This is a genomic window from Halopiger thermotolerans (assembly GCF_054654555.1).
On sequence record NZ_BAAIEU010000003.1, the window covers coordinates 208,740 to 228,436 of the forward strand.

At 69.7% G+C, this 19,697-nt stretch carries 17 protein-coding genes; 12 read left to right on the forward strand and 5 right to left on the reverse strand.

All coding sequences use genetic code 11. From position 1 onward, the window contains the following. Positions 1-78 precede the first annotated feature (78 nt). From ACYQ26_RS06230 to ACYQ26_RS06240, 3 genes are read left to right on the forward strand one after another with little or no spacing between them, the layout of a single operon-like run. The gene (locus ACYQ26_RS06230; protein ID WP_459807998.1) at positions 79-1,314 is read left to right on the forward strand and encodes an inositol-3-phosphate synthase; all 1,236 of its coding nucleotides are present in this window, start codon (positions 79-81) and stop codon (positions 1,312-1,314) included. A gap of 6 nt (positions 1,315-1,320) precedes the next feature. Continuing rightward, positions 1,321-2,694, forward strand: a complete 1,374-nt coding sequence (locus ACYQ26_RS06235) for a glycosyltransferase family 4 protein (protein ID WP_459807999.1) — start codon at positions 1,321-1,323, stop codon at positions 2,692-2,694. Beyond that, the gene (locus ACYQ26_RS06240) at positions 2,691-3,962 is read left to right on the forward strand and encodes a glycosyltransferase family 4 protein (protein WP_459808000.1); all 1,272 of its coding nucleotides are present in this window, start codon (positions 2,691-2,693) and stop codon (positions 3,960-3,962) included. The genes ACYQ26_RS06235 and ACYQ26_RS06240 overlap by 4 nt, the downstream gene beginning before the upstream one ends. Positions 3,963-4,004: 42 nt before the next feature. Here ACYQ26_RS06240 and ACYQ26_RS06245 read toward each other — a convergent pair whose 3' ends face one another. Both ACYQ26_RS06245 and ACYQ26_RS06250 read right to left on the reverse strand, forming a co-directional pair. Next, a complete protein-coding gene (locus tag ACYQ26_RS06245) occupies positions 4,005-5,477 on the reverse strand; it encodes an oligosaccharide flippase family protein (protein ID WP_459808001.1) in 1,473 nt (490 codons plus the stop codon). A gap of 291 nt (positions 5,478-5,768) precedes the next feature. After that, positions 5,769-6,911 carry a Gfo/Idh/MocA family protein gene (locus ACYQ26_RS06250; RefSeq protein ID WP_459808002.1) on the reverse strand — a complete coding sequence of 381 codons (1,143 nt, stop codon included), beginning with the start codon at positions 6,909-6,911 and terminating at the stop codon, positions 5,769-5,771. A 196-nt stretch (positions 6,912-7,107) separates the two neighbouring features. Here ACYQ26_RS06250 and ACYQ26_RS06255 point away from each other — a divergent pair, with 196 nt between their 5' ends. After that, positions 7,108-7,269, forward strand: coding sequence for a hypothetical protein (locus ACYQ26_RS06255; RefSeq protein ID WP_459808003.1), 162 nt, complete (start codon positions 7,108-7,110; stop codon positions 7,267-7,269). Between the two features lie 140 nt (positions 7,270-7,409). On the opposite strand, the gene ACYQ26_RS06260 is transcribed toward ACYQ26_RS06255, so the two are convergent. Together ACYQ26_RS06260 and ACYQ26_RS06265 are read right to left on the reverse strand one after the other, a co-directional pair. Next, complete coding sequence (locus ACYQ26_RS06260; protein ID WP_459808004.1) at positions 7,410-8,579, reverse strand: glycosyltransferase family 4 protein; 1,170 nt, start codon at positions 8,577-8,579, stop codon at positions 7,410-7,412. 143 nt (positions 8,580-8,722) lie between these two features. Then, entirely contained in the window at positions 8,723-9,715 is a 993-nt protein-coding gene (locus ACYQ26_RS06265) for an alkaline phosphatase family protein (protein WP_459808005.1), read from the reverse strand. A gap of 136 nt (positions 9,716-9,851) precedes the next feature. On the opposite strand from ACYQ26_RS06265, the gene ACYQ26_RS06270 reads away from it, so the two are divergent. The 4 genes from ACYQ26_RS06270 to ACYQ26_RS06285 all read left to right on the forward strand — a co-directional run bounded on the left by ACYQ26_RS06270 (position 9,852) and on the right by ACYQ26_RS06285 (position 14,091). Beyond that, a complete protein-coding gene (locus tag ACYQ26_RS06270; RefSeq protein ID WP_459808006.1) occupies positions 9,852-10,874 on the forward strand; it encodes an NAD-dependent epimerase/dehydratase family protein in 1,023 nt (340 codons plus the stop codon). A gap of 6 nt (positions 10,875-10,880) precedes the next feature. Continuing rightward, on the forward strand, positions 10,881-12,266 hold the full coding sequence (locus ACYQ26_RS06275) for a glycosyltransferase family protein (protein WP_459808007.1): 1,386 nt from the start codon (positions 10,881-10,883) through the stop codon (positions 12,264-12,266). A gap of 350 nt (positions 12,267-12,616) precedes the next feature. Further along, positions 12,617-13,534, forward strand: coding sequence for an NAD-dependent epimerase/dehydratase family protein (locus tag ACYQ26_RS06280; RefSeq protein ID WP_459808008.1), 918 nt, complete (start codon positions 12,617-12,619; stop codon positions 13,532-13,534). A 23-nt stretch (positions 13,535-13,557) separates the two neighbouring features. Then, positions 13,558-14,091, forward strand: coding sequence for a hypothetical protein (locus tag ACYQ26_RS06285; RefSeq protein WP_459808009.1), 534 nt, complete (start codon positions 13,558-13,560; stop codon positions 14,089-14,091). A gap of 111 nt (positions 14,092-14,202) precedes the next feature. Here the strand turns inward: ACYQ26_RS06285 and ACYQ26_RS06290 are convergent, their stop codons facing one another. Continuing rightward, positions 14,203-15,075: a ZIP family transporter gene (locus tag ACYQ26_RS06290; RefSeq protein WP_459808288.1), complete on the reverse strand. Its 873-nt coding sequence runs from the start codon at positions 15,073-15,075 to the stop codon at positions 14,203-14,205. A 172-nt stretch (positions 15,076-15,247) separates the two neighbouring features. Here ACYQ26_RS06290 and ACYQ26_RS06295 point away from each other — a divergent pair, with 172 nt between their 5' ends. From ACYQ26_RS06295 to ACYQ26_RS06310, 4 genes are all read left to right on the forward strand, one after another. Further along, positions 15,248-16,753, forward strand: a complete 1,506-nt coding sequence (locus ACYQ26_RS06295; protein WP_459808010.1) for an HPP family protein — start codon at positions 15,248-15,250, stop codon at positions 16,751-16,753. 250 nt (positions 16,754-17,003) lie between these two features. Beyond that, positions 17,004-17,801 carry a formate/nitrite transporter family protein gene (locus tag ACYQ26_RS06300; RefSeq protein WP_459808289.1) on the forward strand — a complete coding sequence of 266 codons (798 nt, stop codon included), beginning with the start codon at positions 17,004-17,006 and terminating at the stop codon, positions 17,799-17,801. A gap of 136 nt (positions 17,802-17,937) precedes the next feature. Further along, positions 17,938-18,930, forward strand: a complete 993-nt coding sequence (locus ACYQ26_RS06305; protein ID WP_459808011.1) for a CDP-glycerol glycerophosphotransferase family protein — start codon at positions 17,938-17,940, stop codon at positions 18,928-18,930. Then, positions 18,918-19,667 (forward strand): NTP transferase domain-containing protein, encoded by a 750-nt coding sequence (locus ACYQ26_RS06310; RefSeq protein ID WP_459808012.1) that lies wholly within the window; start codon positions 18,918-18,920, stop codon positions 19,665-19,667. The genes ACYQ26_RS06305 and ACYQ26_RS06310 overlap by 13 nt, the downstream gene beginning before the upstream one ends. The last annotated feature ends 30 nt before the right edge of the window (positions 19,668-19,697 follow it).

Sequence of the window (19,697 nt, forward strand, 5' to 3'; positions counted from 1 at the left end):
TCGAACCGGACTGGCGGGGCGCTCAGACGCCCGCCTTGAGTCCGAGGCGGCGGCTCGGTTCGACGGGGGTGGTCGACCGTGACCGACGTCGGCGTCTGGTTCGTCGGCGCTCGCGGGAACATCGCCACGACGGCGATCGTGGGCGCCCGTGCCATCGCCCGCGGCGAGACGTCCACGACCGGCATGGTCACCGAACGCCCGCCGTGTACGTCGCTCGAGTTGCCGGCGGTCTCGGACCTGACCTTCGGCGGCCACGATATCAGCGACCGGCGTCTCCGAGAGGGCGCCGAGGAGCTCGCGGACCGGGGCGGCGTTCCCGCCAGCGAGACGATCGAGGCCGTCGCCGACGACCTCGAGCGGATCGACGATCGCATCCGACGTGGGACGGCGCTGAACTGCGGCCCCCGCGTGCGGGAGTTGGCCGACGGCGAACCGCTCGAGGCCGACCGGACGGTCGCCGAGATCGTCGACCGGCTGCGGGCAGACCTCGCCGACTTCCGCGACCGCGAGGGGCTCGACCGCCTGATCGTCGTCAATGTCGCCTCGACGGAGCCCGAACTGGCGGAGCCGGAACGCTACGACACGCGCGAGGCCCTCGAGCGGGCGATCGACGAGGACGACCGCGACCTGCCCGCGAGCTCCCTGTACGCGTACGCGGCGCTCGCCGACGGCCACCCCTACGCGAACTTCACGCCGAGCCCGGGTAGTTCGCTCGGCGGACTGCAAGAGCTCGCCGACGAGGAGGGCGTTCCCCACATGGGGGCGGACGGCAAGACCGGCGAGTCGCTCGTCAAGGCCGCGCTCGCGCCCATGTTCGCCGGGCGCAACCTGCGGGTTATGAGCTGGGAGGGCCACAACATCCTCGGCAACACCGACGGACGCGTCCTCGAGGACGAGCGCAACAAGGCCGGCAAGCTCGCGAGCAAGGGCGGCATCTTGGACGGCATCCTGCCGGACATCGACCACAACCGCGTGCGGATCGACTACACGCCGTCGCTGGGCGACTGGAAGACCGCCTGGGACTACGTCCACTTCGAGGGCTTCCTCGAGACCGAGATGACGATGCAGTTCACCTGGGAGGGCTCGGACTCGGCGCTGGCAGCGCCGCTGACCCTCGATCTGGCGCGGCTGCTGGCCTACGCCGACGAACGCGGCGAGGGCGGGCTCCAGCCCCACCTCGCCTCGTTCTTCAAGGCGCCCGAGGGCGTCGACGAGCACGACTTCTCGCGCCAGCTCGAAGCCCTGTACGAGTACGTCCGGCACCGCGCCGATACGGCGGCCGAACCGACGCCCGAACCCGCGACCGACGACTGACCGCGCATGCACGTGCTACTCGCCGCGCACGCGCTGCCGCCGGCCACCACCGGCGGGACCGAACTCTACACCGTGCGCCTGGCCGAGGCGCTGGCCGCCCGCGGACACGAGGTCACCGTGGCCGCGCCGCGGGGCGCGACCGCGACCGTCGACGGCGCGACGGTCGTCGAACTCCCGGATCCGCGGCCGAGCGACGGCACCGACGACGGCATCGCCTTCGACGACGCCGGCGGCGTCGTCAGTCCCGCGATCGACGCCGCGGTCACGGCCCTGCTCGAGGCCCGCGAGCCCGATCTCGTCCACCTCCAGCACTTCAAGGGCCTCTCCGCGTCGATTCCGTCCCGCTGCGCCGAACGGGGGATCCCCTGCGTCGCCACCTTACACGACTTCTGGACGCTCTGTCACCGCGAGCAACTCCGGCGGCCGGACGGCACCCGCTGTTCGGGGCCGTCGTCCGTCGAGAAGTGTATCGGCTGCTACGCCGGGGTCGTCGCTCGAGCCCTCGCGCCGGCCTCAGACGATTCCGAGTCCGACGAATCACGCCTCGAGCGCCTCGCCGGCGAGCGCGCCGGGCTCGAGGCCGCCGTCGCCGAACCCGTCGCCCGGCGGACGCGGCGCCTCCGCCGGGCGCTCGCGGACTGCGACCGCCTCGTGTCCCCCTCGCGGTTCCTGCGGGACGTCTTCGTCGAGTACGGGACCGATCCGGAGCGGATCGTCCACCGCCGCAACGGGATCCGGACCGGCCGCTTTCGCCGGGCGACGTTCGAGCCCGACGAGCCGCTTCACGTCGGCTACGCCGGCCGGATCGCCGAGTCGAAGGGCGTCCACCTGCTGCTCGCGGCGCTCGAGCGGCTCCCGGACGCCGACCTCGAGGTGCACGTCCACGGGCGGTTCGAGCCGGACGAGGAGCCGTACCACGCGCGGCTCCGGGACCGGGCCGCCGATCGCGACCGCGTTCGGTTCCACGGCCGGTACGACGACGCCGCCGACGTCTTCCCCGAATTCGACGTCTTCGTCCTGCCGTCGATCTGGCTCGAGAACAGCCCGCTCGTGATCCAGGAGGCGTTCGCCGCCGGCGTCCCCGTCGTGACCGGCGACCGCGGCGGGATGGCCGAACTGGTCGACAACGGCGCGGACGGGCTCACCGTTCCCGTCGGGGACGCCGACGCGCTGGCGGCGGCGCTCAGGCATCTCGCGACCGATCCCGACCTGGTCCGGCGGCTTCGGGCTGGCGTTGAGGAGCCGACCGACCTCGGAACCCACGCCGACGAGTTGCTCGCGCTGTACGGCGAGCACGTCACGGGGGCGAGCGAGAGCGGCCGCCGGAGCGAGGAACCGGGCGACAGCGGACGGTCCGTCGAGTCCACCGGGGACGTATGAGCACGGTCCTCTTTTTGACGCGCGAACTCCCGTACCCGCCGAACGCGGGCGATCGCATCGTCACCTACGGCTACGTCCGCGGACTCGCCGAGCGCGGTCACGAGGTCCACCTCCTGACCCAGCGCTCGAGCGAGTCGGCGGCGGACGTGGCGACGCTGCGCGAGCACTGCGCGTCGATCGTGCGTGTTCCCGGCGACGAGTCGCGGCTGCCGCCGACGGCCCGCAAGGTGACGCGGGCGGCGCTGGGGCGCTCGGACGTGATGACCATGTTCGACTCGCCGGCCTTCCGCGAGGCTGTCCCGCGCCGGATCGCCGCCCTCGAGCCGGACGTCGTCGTCGCCCAGCACCCCTACATCGGGCAGGTCTTCCGCGACGAAGCGGTTCGACGGGCAGCGCGCGAGGCCGGCGCGGGACTGGTCACGAACGCGCACGTCGTCGAGTACGCCGCCCACGAGCGCCACTACGAGTACGCGGACGACCCCGAGACGCGCGCCGAACTGCGCCTCGAGATCCCCCGCCTCCGACGCGAGGAACTGGCCACCTACCGCGCGTCGGACCTGACGATCGTCCTCGGCGAGGAAGACCGGCGGCGACTGCAGGAGGCGGGGGTCGGGCCCGTCTCCCGCGAGCGCGTCGGGCTCGATCTGTCGTCGTACGCGCCGCCGCTCGAGGCGGACGGCGACGGCGATGGCGGCGACGGAGACGGTGACGGCGCCGATAATAACGGACGCGCCGACGGCGAGAACCACCTCGCCTTCTTCGGCTCCTACGTCTGGTTCCCCAACGAGGACGCCGCGCTCGTCTTCGCGCGCCGCGTCTTCCCGCGGATCCGCGAGCGCCATCCCGACGCCGAACTCGCACTCGCCGGGCGCGACGCGACCGACGAGGTTCGAGCGCTCGGGGACCGCCCCGGCGTGACCTTCCGCGGCGAAGTCGACGACCTCGAGTCGTTCGTCCAAGCGGCCGCGGCGGTGATCGCGCCGCTGCGCGTGGGCGGTGGCGTCCGGCTCAAGATCCTCGAGTCGATGGCCTGGGGCGCGCCGGTCGTGACCACGCGAGCGGGGTTCGAGGGCGTCGACGCCGTTCCGGGCGAGGACCTTCTGGTCGCCGACGACTGGGACGCGTTCGTCGACGCGACGGTCCGCCTGCTGCGCGATCCGGCCGAACGGCGGCGCCTCGGGGCGAACGCCCGCGAGCGGATCGCCGACCGCTACGCGATCGATGACGTCGCGGCCGACCTCGAGGCGACGCTCGGGCTCGCGGAGTAGGACGGCAGTCGAGCGGACGCGGCGGTGCTCAACGGCGACCCCTCAGGAGGTCGACCGCCGCTCCGACTCGTCGGACACCGCGGTTCGAACGGCGCGGCCGACGTCGAGGAGGGTCCGCCGGGCGACCGCGTCCTGCGCGAGGATCGCCGCCAGGTACGTCGCGACGCCGATCGCGCCGGTGACGACGAGCTGGTGGGCGACCGCGTTCGGCGGGAGCACCGCGAGAGGGGCCATGACCGCGGCCATCGCGACCGCGCCCCGCAACTGCGCGCGGAGCGGCGCCGGGAGGAGCGGCACGGCGGCGTCGTTTTGCCGCAGCGCTCGGTGGAGGAGCAGACAGCGGACCGTCTCCGCGACGATCGTCGCGACGACGACGCCGATCGCGCCGACGGTCACCACGAGCGCCACGCCGAGCACGAAGTTCACCGCGACCGTGATCGTCGAGATCCGGAAGACGGCGTCCGGTCGTCCCATCCCCTTCACCGCGCTGTCCAGCGGCTCGCGCTGGGTCTGGACGACGCGGTAGACCGCGATTCCGAGCAGGAAGGGAACGGCGGCGAGGTAGTCGGAACCGTAGACCGACCGCACGATGGCCTCGCCGTGGAACGCGACCAGCACGAGCATCGGAATCGCGATGACGCTCGTGTAGGAGATCGTCGCCGTCACCGACTCGCGGATCGACCGCCCGCGACTCGAGAGGTTGCTGGCCTTGCTGATGAGCCCGTCCATCACGACGCCCGAGATCAGCGTCGCGAGGCCGGTCAGCGAGAGCGCGACCTCGTAGTAGCCGACGCCGGCCGTGAGGCCGATCGCGCCAAGCAGGAAGACGTCGAACCGAGTGTAGGCCTTGCCGACGACGTTCGACGGGACGTTGTACTTCGCGTAGTCCCAGACGTAGACGACCGTCTCCCGCGAGGGGAGCGACGGCCGGACGCCGAGGTAGTACAGGATGATCGGCAGACAGCACACCGTCGCGACGATGAAGCCGACGGTCATCCCGGTCACGCCGAAGCCGAGCGCCACGAGGCCGAACTGGAGGACGGTCTTGATCACTTCACGGGCGAAGTCGATCCAGTTCGTGACGCCGAACTTCCCCTTCCCGGCCAGCAGGAACTGCAGCGGGAGGAACAGCGAGATGGCGACGAAAAGGGCGATCGCGAGCGGCGCCGCGTTCGGAACGCCGGTGTACGACGCCAGTTGCGCCCGGCCGGCGACGGCGAGGACGGCGGCGACGAGCGCGGTCGTCAGCGACCCCGCCAGCGCGAGCCCGAGCAGTTCCGCGTTCGACGTGTCGGTCTCCGCGAGGCGCTTCTGACACGCGCCGCCGATCCCGTGGGGAATGCGGTTCGCGAACTGGACGACCGAGAGCAGGAGGAAGAAGCCGCCGAACGCCTCTGGGCCGAGTTCGCGGGCGAAGTACGCCGTCGCGATGAACCCGAAGCCGTACATCGCCAGCTTCGCCGAGACGCCCTTCAGCGTCTCGAGGCCGAACGAGACGTCACCTGCGTTCGTCATTAATTGGAGGATACGCTGCGTCGAGGTTCGGTAATCCGTCGATACGTCCGCGTAGCATGGACCCGAATCGGCGGGTCCTCATTGAGAGTCTTCCGGTCACCGTCAGCCGAGCGACGTCATCGCATGGCACGGCCGCTCGCCCGGAAGTCAGGACTGTCGCGGCGAAAAAGTAGGTGTTACCGCCGGTAAAACGGTATTACTCGACCGATCGCGATCGCGCTCGAACGATCCCGACCGACCGGTCGGGATCGGGATCGGCTGACCGTCGCAGCTCGAGCCCGCACGCGGATCTCAGAATCGGCCGCCGCCGTCGGTAGCCGCGCTCGAGGGAGTACCGGGAACGGCCTCGCGGTCCGCGCCCGCAGCCTCGCGCGTCCGTTCGACGAGCTCGAGCGTCCAGCGGCTCACCGCGGGGGAGACGGGCGGTTGCACGCCCTGCTCGAGCGCCTTCGCGCCCTCGTTGATCAGGTAGTAGTGGCCGTCCTGGCTCTCCTCGGTGTGGGTTCCGAGGTCGTCCTCGAGGCGCGATTTGGCGTAGCGGGCGGCCTCGCGACCGGCGCCGGCGAGCGTCGTTCGGAGCTTCTCTATGTGGCGGCGGGTGCGCTCGTTCTGGAAGTGGTAGGGCCCCGACTCGGCGTCGTGGACGTCGACGGTCATCGTCGGGATATCGACGTGGAGGGACCCCTCGGACCCGTAGACGCGCACGCGGTTGTCCCGTGCGGAGCCGCTCAGCACCGTGATCGAACAGAGCGCGTCGCTCTCGGTCGCGTACTGGACCGAGACGCCGTCGTAGGCGACCTCGTCCGCGTACTCGTCGGCCGTGCGCGTCCGGACGTCGATCGCGGCCGGCGACCGCGGGAAGCCGCCGATGCCGAGCGCCAGGTAGAACGGATGGGGCAGCCCCTCCTCGAGGTCGCCGCCGGGGAGGTCGAGCACCCAGTCGCCGCGGTAGGTTTCGTCCGGCGAGCCCTCGCCGGCGACCGTCACCTCGACGGCGCGGACGTCGCCGATCTCGCCCGCCGCGATGCGGCGCCGGACGTCGCGGATCGTCGGATAGTAGAGCCAGTTGTGGACGACCGAGACGGGGACGCCGGCCTCGTCGGCCGCCGTCCGAAGCTCCTCGAGTTCCGCGACCGTCGTCGCCGCGGGCTTCTGGACGAGGACCGGGACGCCCGCGTCGACGGCTCGCCGCGCCAGGTCGGCGTGGGTCTGAACCGGCGTCGCGACGTGTACCCAGTCCAGATTGGCCGTCTCGAGGAGGCGGTCGGGGTCGACGTACGAGTCGCAGTCGTACTCAGCCGCGGCCTCCCGCGCGGCGTCGCGGTCGAGGTCGCAGACGGCGACGAGGTCGGTTCGGGGGTTTCGCTCGAGCGCCGGGAGGTGGTTGTTCTGCGAGACGATGCCAGCCCCGATGACGGCGGTTCGAAGGGCCATATCGGTCGGACCACGGCCGACCCGAAATAGCCCGTCCCGGTATTAGCACGGGTCGCGGGTTGCAGGCCGCGAGACGGCCCTCGAAGCGAGGGCCGATAAGCGTCGATTACCGGCGCGGCCGCATCGCGCCGGAGACGGTACCGATCGGCACGTGCATGCTGTATCGTTTTCCTTCGACCCGGCGGACAGTGCGGACATGGCATTCGAACCGCCGGTCGAGTGTCCGATCTGCACGGAAACGCTGGAACTCGATCGGACGCTCGAGGACCATCTCGTCGAGAAGCACACCCACCGCGAGGTCGCTAGTTATCTCGTCGACACCGCGAAGCGCGTCGAGGTGTCGCCGCCGTCGGACTGAGGTCGGCCCGGATCGGTCGACACCCATCCGCTCCTCCCAATGCTGCGCGTTCGAATTCCCGAACCCTTTCGCTTCGAGTCCAGTTCTCGGACCGTAAGAACGCTGTGACGGTTTCCGGCGACGATCGTGTCGCCGGCCGATCACGCGATCGTCGGCCGCTCGAGCCGGCGCTCCGTCGAGTCGCCGTCGAGCGCCGTTCGGACGAGCGTCCGGATCTCCTCGCGGAACCGGTCGCGACCGAACCGCTCCTCGACGCGGTCGGGCTCGAGGCGGACGTCCCGCCGCCGCTCGGGGTCCGAGAGCACGCGGTCGATCTTGTCGACGGCCTCGGCGGGCGTCCGGTACAGCAGGTCGCGCTGGCGGTCGACGATGTCGCGCTGGCCGCCGTTGTCGGGGACGAAGGGGATCGCGCCGGCCGCGACCATCTCGGCGACCGCCATCCCGAAGTGCTCGTGGCGCTTGCCGTGGAGCCCGTAGCGGTGCGTACAGAGGAGGTCGACGAGCTCCGCCCGGGGCAGTTCGCCCTCGAGCGTGACGTAGTCGCGCGCGGCGGTCATCGCCTCGAGTTCGCGGCGGTACTCGGGGTCGTAGGAGGGGCCGACGACGTGGTGGTGGACGTCGTGGCCCCGGTCGCGGACGCCGTCGACGATGCGGATCGTCTCCTCGACGTTCTTGTAGCGCGCGAGCCGGCCGACGGTGACGAACCCGTCCTCGCGGTCGTTCCACGGTCGCGGCTCGAACCCGGTGGTGTCGACCGGCGGGTGGACCACCTGCGGGCGGACGCCGTAGACGTCCTGGACGACGTTGGCCATCCAGTCGGAGTTCGTCAGGAGCGTACTCCTGCGGATCTCGTCGGCGTCGTAGCGGCCGATCCGGTAGCTCAGCCGATCGTAGAGGTGGTCGACGAAGCTATCTTCGCCGACGCGTTTCGAGGTGACCAGCCGTCCGAACCGCGGCGTGTGGATGTACTGGATGGCCGGCGGCTCCGGACTGAGTTCGTTGTCCGTGCTGACGACGAGGTCGTACTCGTCGCGGTGGCGCGCGACGTGGCGATTGAGCAAGGCGTTACGCAGGTTATACAGCGGAATCTCCGTCAGATCGAGGATCGATTTGGCGAACTGCGCCCGCCGCACCGGTAACGGATCGACGGCCGTGTTGAAGTAGCGGTTCAACTCGCCGAAGTCCGGCCGCGTCAGGGTGAGGAGGTGCACCTCGTGGTCCGCCTGGAGGGTCTCGAGGACGGTCATGCAAACGCCCTCGCCGCCGCCTTTCGCCGTCAGATCGGTGTGCGCTACGGCAATTCGAGCCATCTGCACGTCCCGACCACGGCCACCGTCAAAGGGTTGACCCAGCATGCGACGAGACGCCGTCGGGTCGGGGACTCGCAATCGACGGCTCGAGCGCGTCCGACGCCCGCCGCGACCGCGTCGACTCGTGAGCGAGCGCGACGCGGTCACTCCGCGTAGCCGAGCGCGCGGAGCCGGGATTCGATTTCGGTGTCGGACGGACCGTCAGCGTCGGCATTGGCGTCGGTATCCGCGGTGCGCTCGGTCTCGGTCTCCGGAACTCGGGTCCGTTCGTCGGTCGCCGTCACCGACACCCAGGGGACGCGGCGGAGCGCGGGATGGGGGAAATCCCGCGGGTGTTCGTAGACGCCGCACTCGCCGAGCAGGTTCGCGTGGTCCGCGGTGATCACCGCCCGGTCGGCGTTGACGTTCCGGAGCAGCACGCCGACCTCCTCGAGGACGTACCGGAGGTTCGCGGCGTAGCCGTTCCAGAGCCGCTCGCGGCTGATCTCCCCTTCCCGGTACAGTTTGAACTCGTTCGGCTGTTCGATGTCGCGCTCGCGGTCGGTGAGCCGATCGAACGCGAAGCCGTCGGACCAGTCGACGGGGACGAACGGGCGGTGGGGCTGGAAGTACCACGCGACGGTCCGCTCGGCCGGCGTCTCGGCGGCCCGGTTGCGAACGTAGTCGATCGTCGCGTCTGTGACGGTCCGGGCGGGAACCGTCCCCTCGTCGTCGTCCCAGCCGCGTCGCCAGACCTCGTCCAGGTAGCCCCACCCCTCTCGAAAGCGCTCCTTCCAGCAGGTGTTGATGTTGCCGCTGACGAGCGCGGTCCGTCGCCGTTCCGACCGGTACCGCGCCTCAGTGTGAACCTCGAGCCACTCCTCGCTGTGGCTGGCGGGGCTGTACGCCGAGTCGAACTCGTCGGGGACGAACTCGAACGCCGGGGCGACCTCGCAAAAGAGATCCCACCGACACGCGTCCAGCACGATCAGCAGGTCCCACTCGCGGTCCCAGATCGGCGTGCCGTAGTTCCACCGCCGTCGCAGCGCGCGGCCGCCCTCGAGGACGAGGTCGCTCGCTCGCTCCCGGATCGCCGCCGTCCGGTCGTCGCCCGGTAGCGCCCGACGAAGCCGGGCCGCTCGCTCGGATACCGTCATCACCGACAGCTCTCCATCCCTGCCCCGTTAGTAGTTGGCGCGGCGATAACAGGCTCGAGACCGCGGAAAATTCGGCGTCGAGGGCCGTCATTATCAGGGTATAGTCCGTTGGGACTGTTTCCTGTACACCGACACGATGCCGGACGACTGGGCGAACGAACGCGTGTTGATCACCGGCGGCGCATCGTTCATCGGTTCGCACCTGACCGAGGAACTCGTCGAACGGGGCGCGACCGTGCGCGTCGCCGATGACTTCTCGAGCGGTTCGATGGATCACCTCGAGTCCGTCGCGGACGAGATCGAGATCGTGGAGGGGGATCTGAAGCGGTGGGACGTCGCCGACGAGGCGACGACCGACGTCGAGACGGTGTTTCACCTGGCCGCCGACCACGGCGGCCGCGGCTACATCTCCTCGCACCCGGCCGATTGTGCGACCAACATGGCGCTGGACAACGTCGTCTTCGAGACCGCCGTACAGAACGGCGTCGACCGGATCACGTTCGCCTCGAGCGCGTGCGTGTACCCGACCGACGTCCAGCGCGAGCAGCGGCGCCTCCACGAGGGGCTGGTGGACTTCGACCAGCGCGGCGGCGCCTACGCCGACGAGACCTACGGCTGGGCGAAGCTCATGGGCGAACGGTCGCTGCGCGCGTTCCACGAGCAGTACGGGATCGACGCCAGCGCCGTCCGCATCTTCACCGCCTACGGCCCGCGGGAGAACGAGACCCACGCGGTCGTCGCGCTCATCGCCAAGGCGTTCGCTCGCCAGGAGCCGTTCCGGATCTGGGGCGACGGCGAACAGACGCGCAACTTCACCTACGTACGAGACGTCACGCGAGCGCTGCGGCTTGCCGCCGAGAACGTCACCGATGGCTCGGCCGTCAACGCCGGCGTGCCGGACTACATCAGCATCAACGAGGTCGCCGAGACGATCTTCGACGAACTCGGCTGGCGGCCCGAGGAGATCGACCACCTGACCGACAAGCCGGTCGGCGTGCGCCACCGCGCCGCCGACACGAGCCGCGCGAACGACCGGCTCGACTGGGAGCCGGAGTACGACCTCGAGGAAGGACTGCGGCGGACGATCGACTGGTACACGGACGCCAAGGATCGCGACGCGGTGCAACGGAACCTCGAGACGCTGCTGCACGAGCGCTGATCGACGATGGGAGGGACACAACCGACGCAAACGGAGACCGAGACACGGACGCCGTCGATCGGCCTGTTCGAACTCACCTGGCACCCGCAGAACCTCCGAGAACTCTGCCGGATCGTCGATACGGAGGCGAACGACGTCACCGTGTTCACCAGCGAGGAGCTCTACGAGCGGTGGCTGGCGGACGCCGACCTCGAGGCCGAGGGCGAGGACGCCGCGTTCTCGTGGGTGCTACAGGGAGAGGACGAATCCCTCGCGTCGTACTTCGACCGCGCCGAGACGTACTGTTCCGAGACGCTCGACTTCCTGATGGTGCTCACGCCGTTCGGAAGCGGGATCATCACGTCTCATTTCGTCGAGTTCGATCCAGACTGCACGTCGGTCTGCTGGCTCTACAACTCGCGGGCGTGCATCGAGAGCACGCGCGAGGCGACCGACGCGAGAACCACCCTCCGGGACGCGACCCCGGAGCTCCGGCGCGCGCTCGTCCCGGAGGATCGCGAGACGGCGGAGCGGTCGCTGAAACCGCACCGGTACTACATGCGGCCGTACATCCTCGAGAACTACGACGGCTACGTCGTCGAGTACCCGCCGATCCGGCGCTACCTCGAGGAGAACTGGGAGTGGACGCGGGCCCAGGGCGGCGATCGGCCGGTCGTCGATTTCTCGCCGTACGTCTACGAGGGGGCCGACGACGACGCCGACTCTCGAGCCGGTGCGGACGACGGCGCTCCTGGCCGATTCGCGGAGCCGGTGTCCGTGACGGTCTCCGGCCGCGTCGTCGAGAACGTCCGGGACTACGACCAGGTGCTCGACGTCTTCGAGTCCCTCTTTCCCGAGCACGGCGATGCACTGGAGCTCAACGTTCTCGGCCGACCCGTTGGCGACTACGGCGACCGGATCGTCGATCGCTGTCGCGACCTCGAGTCGCAGGGGTACCAGGTGACGTACTATCCCGACACCGACTGGGTGCCCGCCGAGGAGTTCGACGCCGTCCTCGAGCGCTCGGACGTCCTGCTGAACCCGATCTACCTCGTCGAGGAGACGACCCGCGAACCGGCCCCCGACGAGCGGCGGAGCCGGACGAAGGGAACCGGCGTCCTGTTCGACGCGCTGAAACACGGCAAGCCGCTCGTTCTGCCGGAGGGGTTCGTCGTCGATTCGATGATCGAGGGCTCGACGCTGACCTACGATTCCGAGGCGGAACTGCGGCGCCTGCTCGAGGGCCTGGTCAGCGACCCGCGGCCGCTGGCGACGCTTCGGGACCGCGCCGAACGGAACGCGGCCGCCTTCACGCGGGCGAAGCAACGGGAGCGGTTCGACGAACTGGTCGGGACGATCCGATCGGCGGCGGACGACTCGGCGGCCGTCGGTCGCCGCGGTCGGGACCGGTAGCCCGGACTACCGTCGGCGGACGGCCGGCGCGGCGACAACCGCTTTCCTGCGAGCGGAGCGGTCGGCGGCCACGCGTCGGGCCCTGGTCTGTGCGCGGTTCCTCGGCGGGCAATATCAGACGCCGACACATTCAGGTTTACAATAGTACGCCTGTTCCGTTCACCCTGCGTGGACCGTCGCGCTGTCGCCCGCCGTCGGTGCGGCGAGGGTGTCGAACGCGGCGCTCGAGTTGCATAGCAACGCCGAACGTATTTGCCGCCGCTCGAAGTGGATCCGAGTATGGCCTACTCTCTGTCGGCCGACGAGGAATCGGCACGCCAGCGCTTCGCGGACGCGATTCGGGCGAACGAATGAACGGGCGACGTATCTTGATCACCGGCGGTGCGGGGTTCATCGGCTCGAACCTCGCGAACGAACTCGGCGCGGAAAACGAGGTGCTCGCCGTCGACGACTGTTATCTCGGCGAGGCCGACAACCTCTCCGACGACGTCGAGTTCGTCGAGGCCAGCGTCCTCGAGGACGACCTCCCGACCGACGTCGACGTCATCTTCCACCTCGCGGCGCTCTCGTCGTACGCGATGCACGAGGAGGAGCCGGCACGCGGTGCGCGGGTCAACGTCGAAGGGTTCGTCAACGTCGTCGAGCAAGCGCGACGGGACGGCTGCGAGACCGTCGTCTACGCGTCCACGTCGTCGATCTACGGCAGCCGGACCGAGCCGTCGCCCGAGGACATGGACGTGACCGCGAACACGGGCTACGAGGCGTCGAAACTGGCCCGCGAACGGTACGCCGAGTACTTCTCGAACCACTACGACCTCTCGACAGCCGGAATGCGGTTTTTCTCCGTCTACCAGGGGTACGAGGGCGCCGAAGGCCACAAGGGCGAGTACGCGAACGTGATTGCCCAGTTCGCAGACGACATCGCCCACGGTCGGTCGCCGAAGCTGTACGGCGACGGCACCCAGACGCGGGACTTCACGCACGTCTCCGACGTGGTCGACGCGCTGACTCGAGCGGCCGACCGCCGACTGGACGGCATCTACAACGTCGGGACCGGCGAGCGATACTCGTTCAACCGCGTCGTCGAGTTGCTCAACGAGGAACTGGCCGCCGACGTCGACCCCGAATACGTCGAGAATCCGATTCCGGAGGACGTCTACGTCCACGACACCTGCGCCGACTACTCGAAGCTCCGGGAGGCGACGGGGTGGGAGCCGCAAATTTCGCTTCGGGAGGGAATTCGGCGCGTCTGCGAACCGTACCGCTGATCCCGCGTCCGAACCGACCGACGATGGTCAACGCGTTCTGGCTCGACCGCGACCTCGAGACGACCGCGACGTGGCTCGTCGACCGGCACGTGACCAGCAGCGTGTTCGAGTGCTCGATGGTGCTCACGACCGCGGTGCAGTTGAACGGCTATCCCGAGTCGGAGTCGCTGTACTTCACCCACCCCGACAATCCGCTGACCCGGTGGGCGGCCCGGTCGCACGCGAACTGGCGTCGGCTCCGCGACTACACCGAGGCGGCCCACGACGAGTGGCGCTACCGGTGGGACCACGACCCCGCGGAGCGACACGGCTGCTGGGAAACCGTCCGCTCGCTCGAGACGCCGGCCGTCCGCGACCTCGAGTGGCCCACGGAGGACCGGACCGATCCGCCGCAACTGACCGGCGAGTGGACGGCCGACGACTACGTCGAGGCGTACCGCTACTACTACGCGAACGAGAAGCGGCACCTGTTCCGGTGGGCGAAGGATCGGTCGATGCCGCCGTGGATCCCGGAGTACGCGGTCGGCGACGACGGCGAGGAGGATCGGGAGCGGTGACCGTTCGCCGCTCGTGATCGCGTCGCCGCGTGGGTCCGGCTCACCGTCGCCGGGGTACCGCAGTCGATACGAGACCGCGCGACCGCGGGCCGGGACGAGCAGCGCCTCGAACTAGACGGCGAGCAACAGCAGGGTGTAGCCCGCGGCGCCGACCGCGAACGCCCAGAACCGACTCTGTCGTTCCTCGGGGAGTTCCTCTTTCACGACGTTGAGGATCACGCCGCCGGCGAGGAACGCGAACAGGAGCGCGACGGTGAACTCGCTCACGGTCATCGCGTAGCCGACGACCGTCCCGAGGAGCACGGCGCCCGCGAGGAGCCACCGACCGTATCGGTGGTAGACCCGCCCGTGGTGGTCGCGGAGGCCGGCGTCGTTCACGACGAAATGCAGCGCCATCGCGACGAAAAACAGCGTCAGGCTCGCGACGCCCGACTCCTCGCGGTGGAGGAGGAGGTAGCCGATGAGGGCGTTGTACGCGGCGAACGACGTCGTGTGGAGCCAGAACACGCCGCTCGGCGACGACTCTGAGGTCCGAGCGGCCGTCGGTTCCCGGTCCGCGGATCCGTTCGACTCGCTTCCGCGTCGCTCGCTGCCGGCGCCCGTCGAGCGAGACGACCGCTCGCCGCCGTCCGACCGCGAGCCGTCGTCGGCTTCCGCCCCGGACCGCTCCCTGACGAACCGCTCGAGACCGTAGAAGACGACGAAGCCAGCGAGGGTGACGAGGTAGATGTGGTGGTCGACGGCGGCGAGGACGGTTTCGCTCTCGTCGATCGCCTCGGCGGCGGCGCCCACCTCCGGGAGGACGTGGACGAAGACGTATCCGACGGAGACGCCGCCGGCCAGCGACAGCCACCGGCTGCGTGGAATCGCGTCGAGAAACCGCAACCGCCCGGCGTAGAGATGGACGAGAGCGAGTCCGAGCGCGAACGCGGGGACGAGAACGGCGACGAGATCGGCGGCGCCGGTCGTCGGTGCGCCGGTCATCGTCGGTATCGGCGCCTGCGGTCGGCTCGCGTCGATCGGTCGGTCGCCGTCCTCCCCGTACTCGCTTCCGGCATACTCGATCGGTCGTCCGCTGACGCCTTGGATCCGCTGCAAGCGAGAGCGACCGCCGGTCGGGGAAAACGCCTTTTTTCGGCCGTCCGTACGGGCGGACATGCTCGAGGGGCCCCGGTCGCGCTGGGGTGCGATCGCGTCTCGACTTCGTCGTATCGAACGCCGGGAACTGCGCGAACTGCGGGCGTGGATCGAACGGACGCGGAACCTGATCCACCTCTCGGCGCTGCTGTTCGTGCCGCTGGTCATCGCCGCGGTGACGGCGCTGTCGAACGCCGTCGACGCGCTCCCGTTTCTCCTGTTTCCGCCGCTCGCCTCGGGAACGTACACGCTCTTTGCCGAACCCGAGAGCCAGTACGCGTCGCCGCGCCGGTTCGTCGGCGGCATGACCGTCGGCGCCTTGTGCGGCTGGGTGGCGCTCGAGACGGCCGCGCGGTACGCCTCCGGCGGTTCCATACCCCAGGGATCCTTCGAGGTCCACGCCGGCGCCGCCGCGTTCGCCATCTTCCTCACGAGCGCGGTCACGTGGGTCCTCGGACTCGAGGAGTCGCAGGCGTTCTCGACGGCGCTGCTCGTCCTCGTGACCCACCCCGTCGACTCGAGCGTCTCGTTCTTGGGGACCGTTCCCGGGCACACGGGCGCCGCGCTCGCGTACGTCCTCAGCGTGTTCGTTTCGACGTCGCTGGTCGCGGTCGCGTTCGTCGGCTGGCGGCGCTGGGTCTACGAGCGGCGCGCTCGCTTGCTGTACGCCAGTACGACGGCCGACGACGCGGTCCTCGTACCGATGCGCGGCGATCACCCGAACGCGACCGCGACCCTCGGCGCGCGCCTGGCCGCCGCACACGACGCCGGCAAGGTCGTCTTGCTGGACGTGGTCGACGACGAGGCGGTGGCCGACGGCGCGGCCGACGCCGAGGCCCGCGACCGAGCGGCCGACCGCCTCGGGTCCGAAACCGCCGAATCCCTCGAGGAGTACGCTCGTCGCATCGAGTCCGCGATGGACGTCCCGTGTCAGGTCGTCGTGGCCGCGGGGGATCCGGACGATCCGTCGACCGTCCTCGAGGCCGCCCGGCGAGCGGACTGCGATCTGATCGTCGCCCCGTACGAGTCGTCGGAGACGAGCGACGGCCCCTCGTCGTTCGTCCGCGAACTGATACACGGTGGCATCGACGTGCTCGTCCACCGGGCGGCCGACGGGCGGGAGGCGGACGAGTGGAACCGCGTATTGGTCCCGGTTCGCGGCGAGAGCGACCTCGCCCACGCGATGATCGACTTCGCGACGCGACTGGCCGGCGCCGACGGAACGGTGAGCGTCTGCCACTGCCTCTCGCGCGACCGGGACCGACGGCGCGCCGACGAGATGCTCGCGCGCCTCGTCGAACCGTTCGACGGACAGGGTCAGGACGACGAGTGCGGCATCGAAACGCGGATCGCGACCGACTCCCCGGAGGCGTTCGTCTCCGATCACGCCCCCCGGTACGACCTCGCGCTCGTCGGCGCGAGCACCGACCGCACGACGGTGTCGCGGTTCGTCTCCGCATCCACCGCGGACCGCCTCGAGGATCTCGAGTGCGATCTCGGGATCGTGGCGACGGCTCGAGGGTAGCGAACCCCATCGGCCGACGATCGCGGCACGCATCCGCGCGTGTATAATCCCCAACACCTACGTCGCGGCCACCGTTTGAGTCGACTATGGGAGACGATCGAGTCGTCCGGGCGGCTCGAGGAACCGCCGGCCGGTCGGGGGTGGTACCGTGAGCGAGCGTCGGCCGGAGTCGAGCAGCGACGTCGGCAGCGACGCCGACGCCGATGGCAACGTCGACGCTGACGCTGACGTCGCTGCCGATCCGGACGAACTGCCCGCCGGATCGATCGTGACCGAGCAGACGCCGACGACGGAGATTCTCAGCTCGCTCATCGATACCGGCTTACACGAGATCCGCCGCGAGCGGACGGGGCTGGTGCTCTCCGGGCTCTCGGCGGGCCTCGACATCGGATTCGGCCCGTTGCTGATGGCGGTGGTGTTGACCCTCTCGACGGGCGGGTACGGCGACCTCCGGACGGAGTTGTTGCTGGCCAGCGCCTACTCGGTCGGCTTCGTGTTCGTGGTCATCGGCCGATCGGAACTGTTCACCGAGCACACGACCGTCGCGGTGATGCCGGTGCTCGACGGCCGGGCGTCGGTTCGAGAGTTGGCCCGACTCTGGGGGCTGGTCTACGCCAGTAACGTCTTCGGCGGCGCGGTGTTCACGCTGCTGGTCGTCACCCTGATGCCGAGCCTCGGGGTCGCCTCGGCCGACGCGTTCACCGCCATCGCGCTCAAACTCGTCAACCACGACCTCGAGTGGTTGTTCGTCGCCGGCATCTTCGCCGGCTGGCTGATGGGGCTGTTGGCCTGGCTCGTCGCCGCCGCGCAGGAGACCTCGAGTCGGTTCCTGTTCGTGTGGCTCGTCACCGCGTCGATCGGCATTCTCCACCTGCCACACTCCATCGCGGGGAACGTGGAAGTCCTGTTCGGCCTGATCCTCTCGCCGTCGGTGACGCCCCTCGACTACGCCGCGTTCCTCGCGCTGGCGACGGCCGGGAACGCGGTCGGCGGCGTCGTGTTCGTCGGCCTGTTGAAGTACACCCACGTCGTCCGCGGCGGCAGCTGAGACGACGCGGCGCTCGCATGCCCTCGGCTTTTGCGCGTCAGGCGTCTACGCTGTTACTCGCTACTGCTGGTTCTCGGAGCGAGCGAAGATGGCGGGGAAAATCGCCGCTCCGCGGACCGGTGGGGGGTACCACGACATGACTACCGTCCTCTACGCTATCCAGCACGCCTTCATGGCGAAGACGTTCGAAGCGATCGACGATCACATCGACGCCGAATCGGCGTACGTCCCGATGAACGTCGGCGCGCGGAACGCGTCCGAGACGATTCCCGAGGTGAGCGTGGACGAGGTCGGCGCCATCGATCGACAGGTTCGACGGATCGACCCCGACGTCGTCGTCTACAACCACCGCCACAAGGCCAACGACGCCGAGTTCCACGAGGAGTACCCGCTGGTTCACGTCCGACACGGCGCGTCGATCGGTCGGGGCGAGATCGAGGAGACCGCCGAGATGACCGGCGAGGCGGTGGACGCGGCGCTCGCCCCCGGCGAGTACTGGGCGAGCCGGTACGAGGAGGTGTATCCCGACGACGTGGACGTGTCCGTCGTCGGCGTGCCTGAGGCGGACGCGCTCGTGGCGACCGATCCGCCCCGCGAACGACGGGTGCTCTACGCGCCGACCAATCACAACTACGGCGGGGGATCGTACCTGAACACGGCCCGCGAGGTCGTCGATCTGTTCGCGGGGAGCGACTACGAACTCCTGTTTCGGCCCCACCCCGCCGACCGCGACGAGGAACCCGGGAAGTCGCTGACCGAGGCGTGCCGAGACCGAATCGGCGAGATTCCGAACGTGACCTTCGACGCGAACGAGACGCCGCTCTCGAGCATGCTGGCGTCGGACATCCTGCTTTCTGACTACTCCGGCATCGTCACCGAGTGGCTCCACAGCGGTCGGCCGCTCGTCCAGTTCACCGACATCGTCTCCGAGGAGAACGAGGTCCCCCGGATCGGGCACGTGACGAGCGTCGACGACCTCGAGCTTCGGACGATCGACGCCCTCTACGAGGACGGCTATCCGGATCGGATTCGGCGGCGCGAGGCCGCGTTCCGCTCGGATCTCGGCGTGCCGATGGACGGGCGGGCCAGCGAGCGCGCCGCCGCGGAGGTGATGTCGTGCGCGGAGTGATCCTCGCGGCGGGTCGCGGAAGCCGGATGGGCGACCTGACGGCGGACGTCCCCAAGGCGTTCCTCGAGGTCGACGGCCGGACGCTGTACGACCGCCAGCGGACCGCGCTCGAGCCGTTCGTCGACGAGCTGACGGTCGTGCTCGGCTACGAGGCCGAACGGGCCCGCGACCGCCTCGCCTCGCTCGAGGCCCGTTACGAGGACGAGCGGCCGCTGCCGGTCGATACCGTGGTGGTGGACGACTGGGACGAGTGCGACAACGCCGAGTCGCTTCGGCGCGCGTTACTCCGCGCCGCCGACGACGCGCTCGTCCTCAACGGCGACGTGGTGGTGCCGCCGCGTACGGTCCGGCGGCTGGTGCGGCGATTCCGCGAGGCCGGACCGGGGCGCAACGTCGTGGGGTGTCTGCCCGGCGCGCAGACCGACCACACGGCGATCCGATCGGACGTCTCGGGGGAAGTGACCGACTACGGGGAGATCGTCGGCTACCGGCACGCGGGGATCGGGGTCGTCGACGCGCGAAACCGGGACCGCGCGATCGAGGTGCTGGCCCGCAACGCCGACGACTGGTATCCCCGCCTCTACCCCGAGACGCCGACCGAGCGGGTCTTCGTCTCTCCGGACGCGCACCTCGAGCTCAACCGTCCGGAAGACGTGGATCGGGCACGAGAGCGGCTCCCGCTGGCCGACGCCGAGGAATCGTCGGTCGGCCGGCGCCCGTCTTTCGGCGGCCGCTGAGCGGAGTCAGAAGGCCTATAACCGATCGGT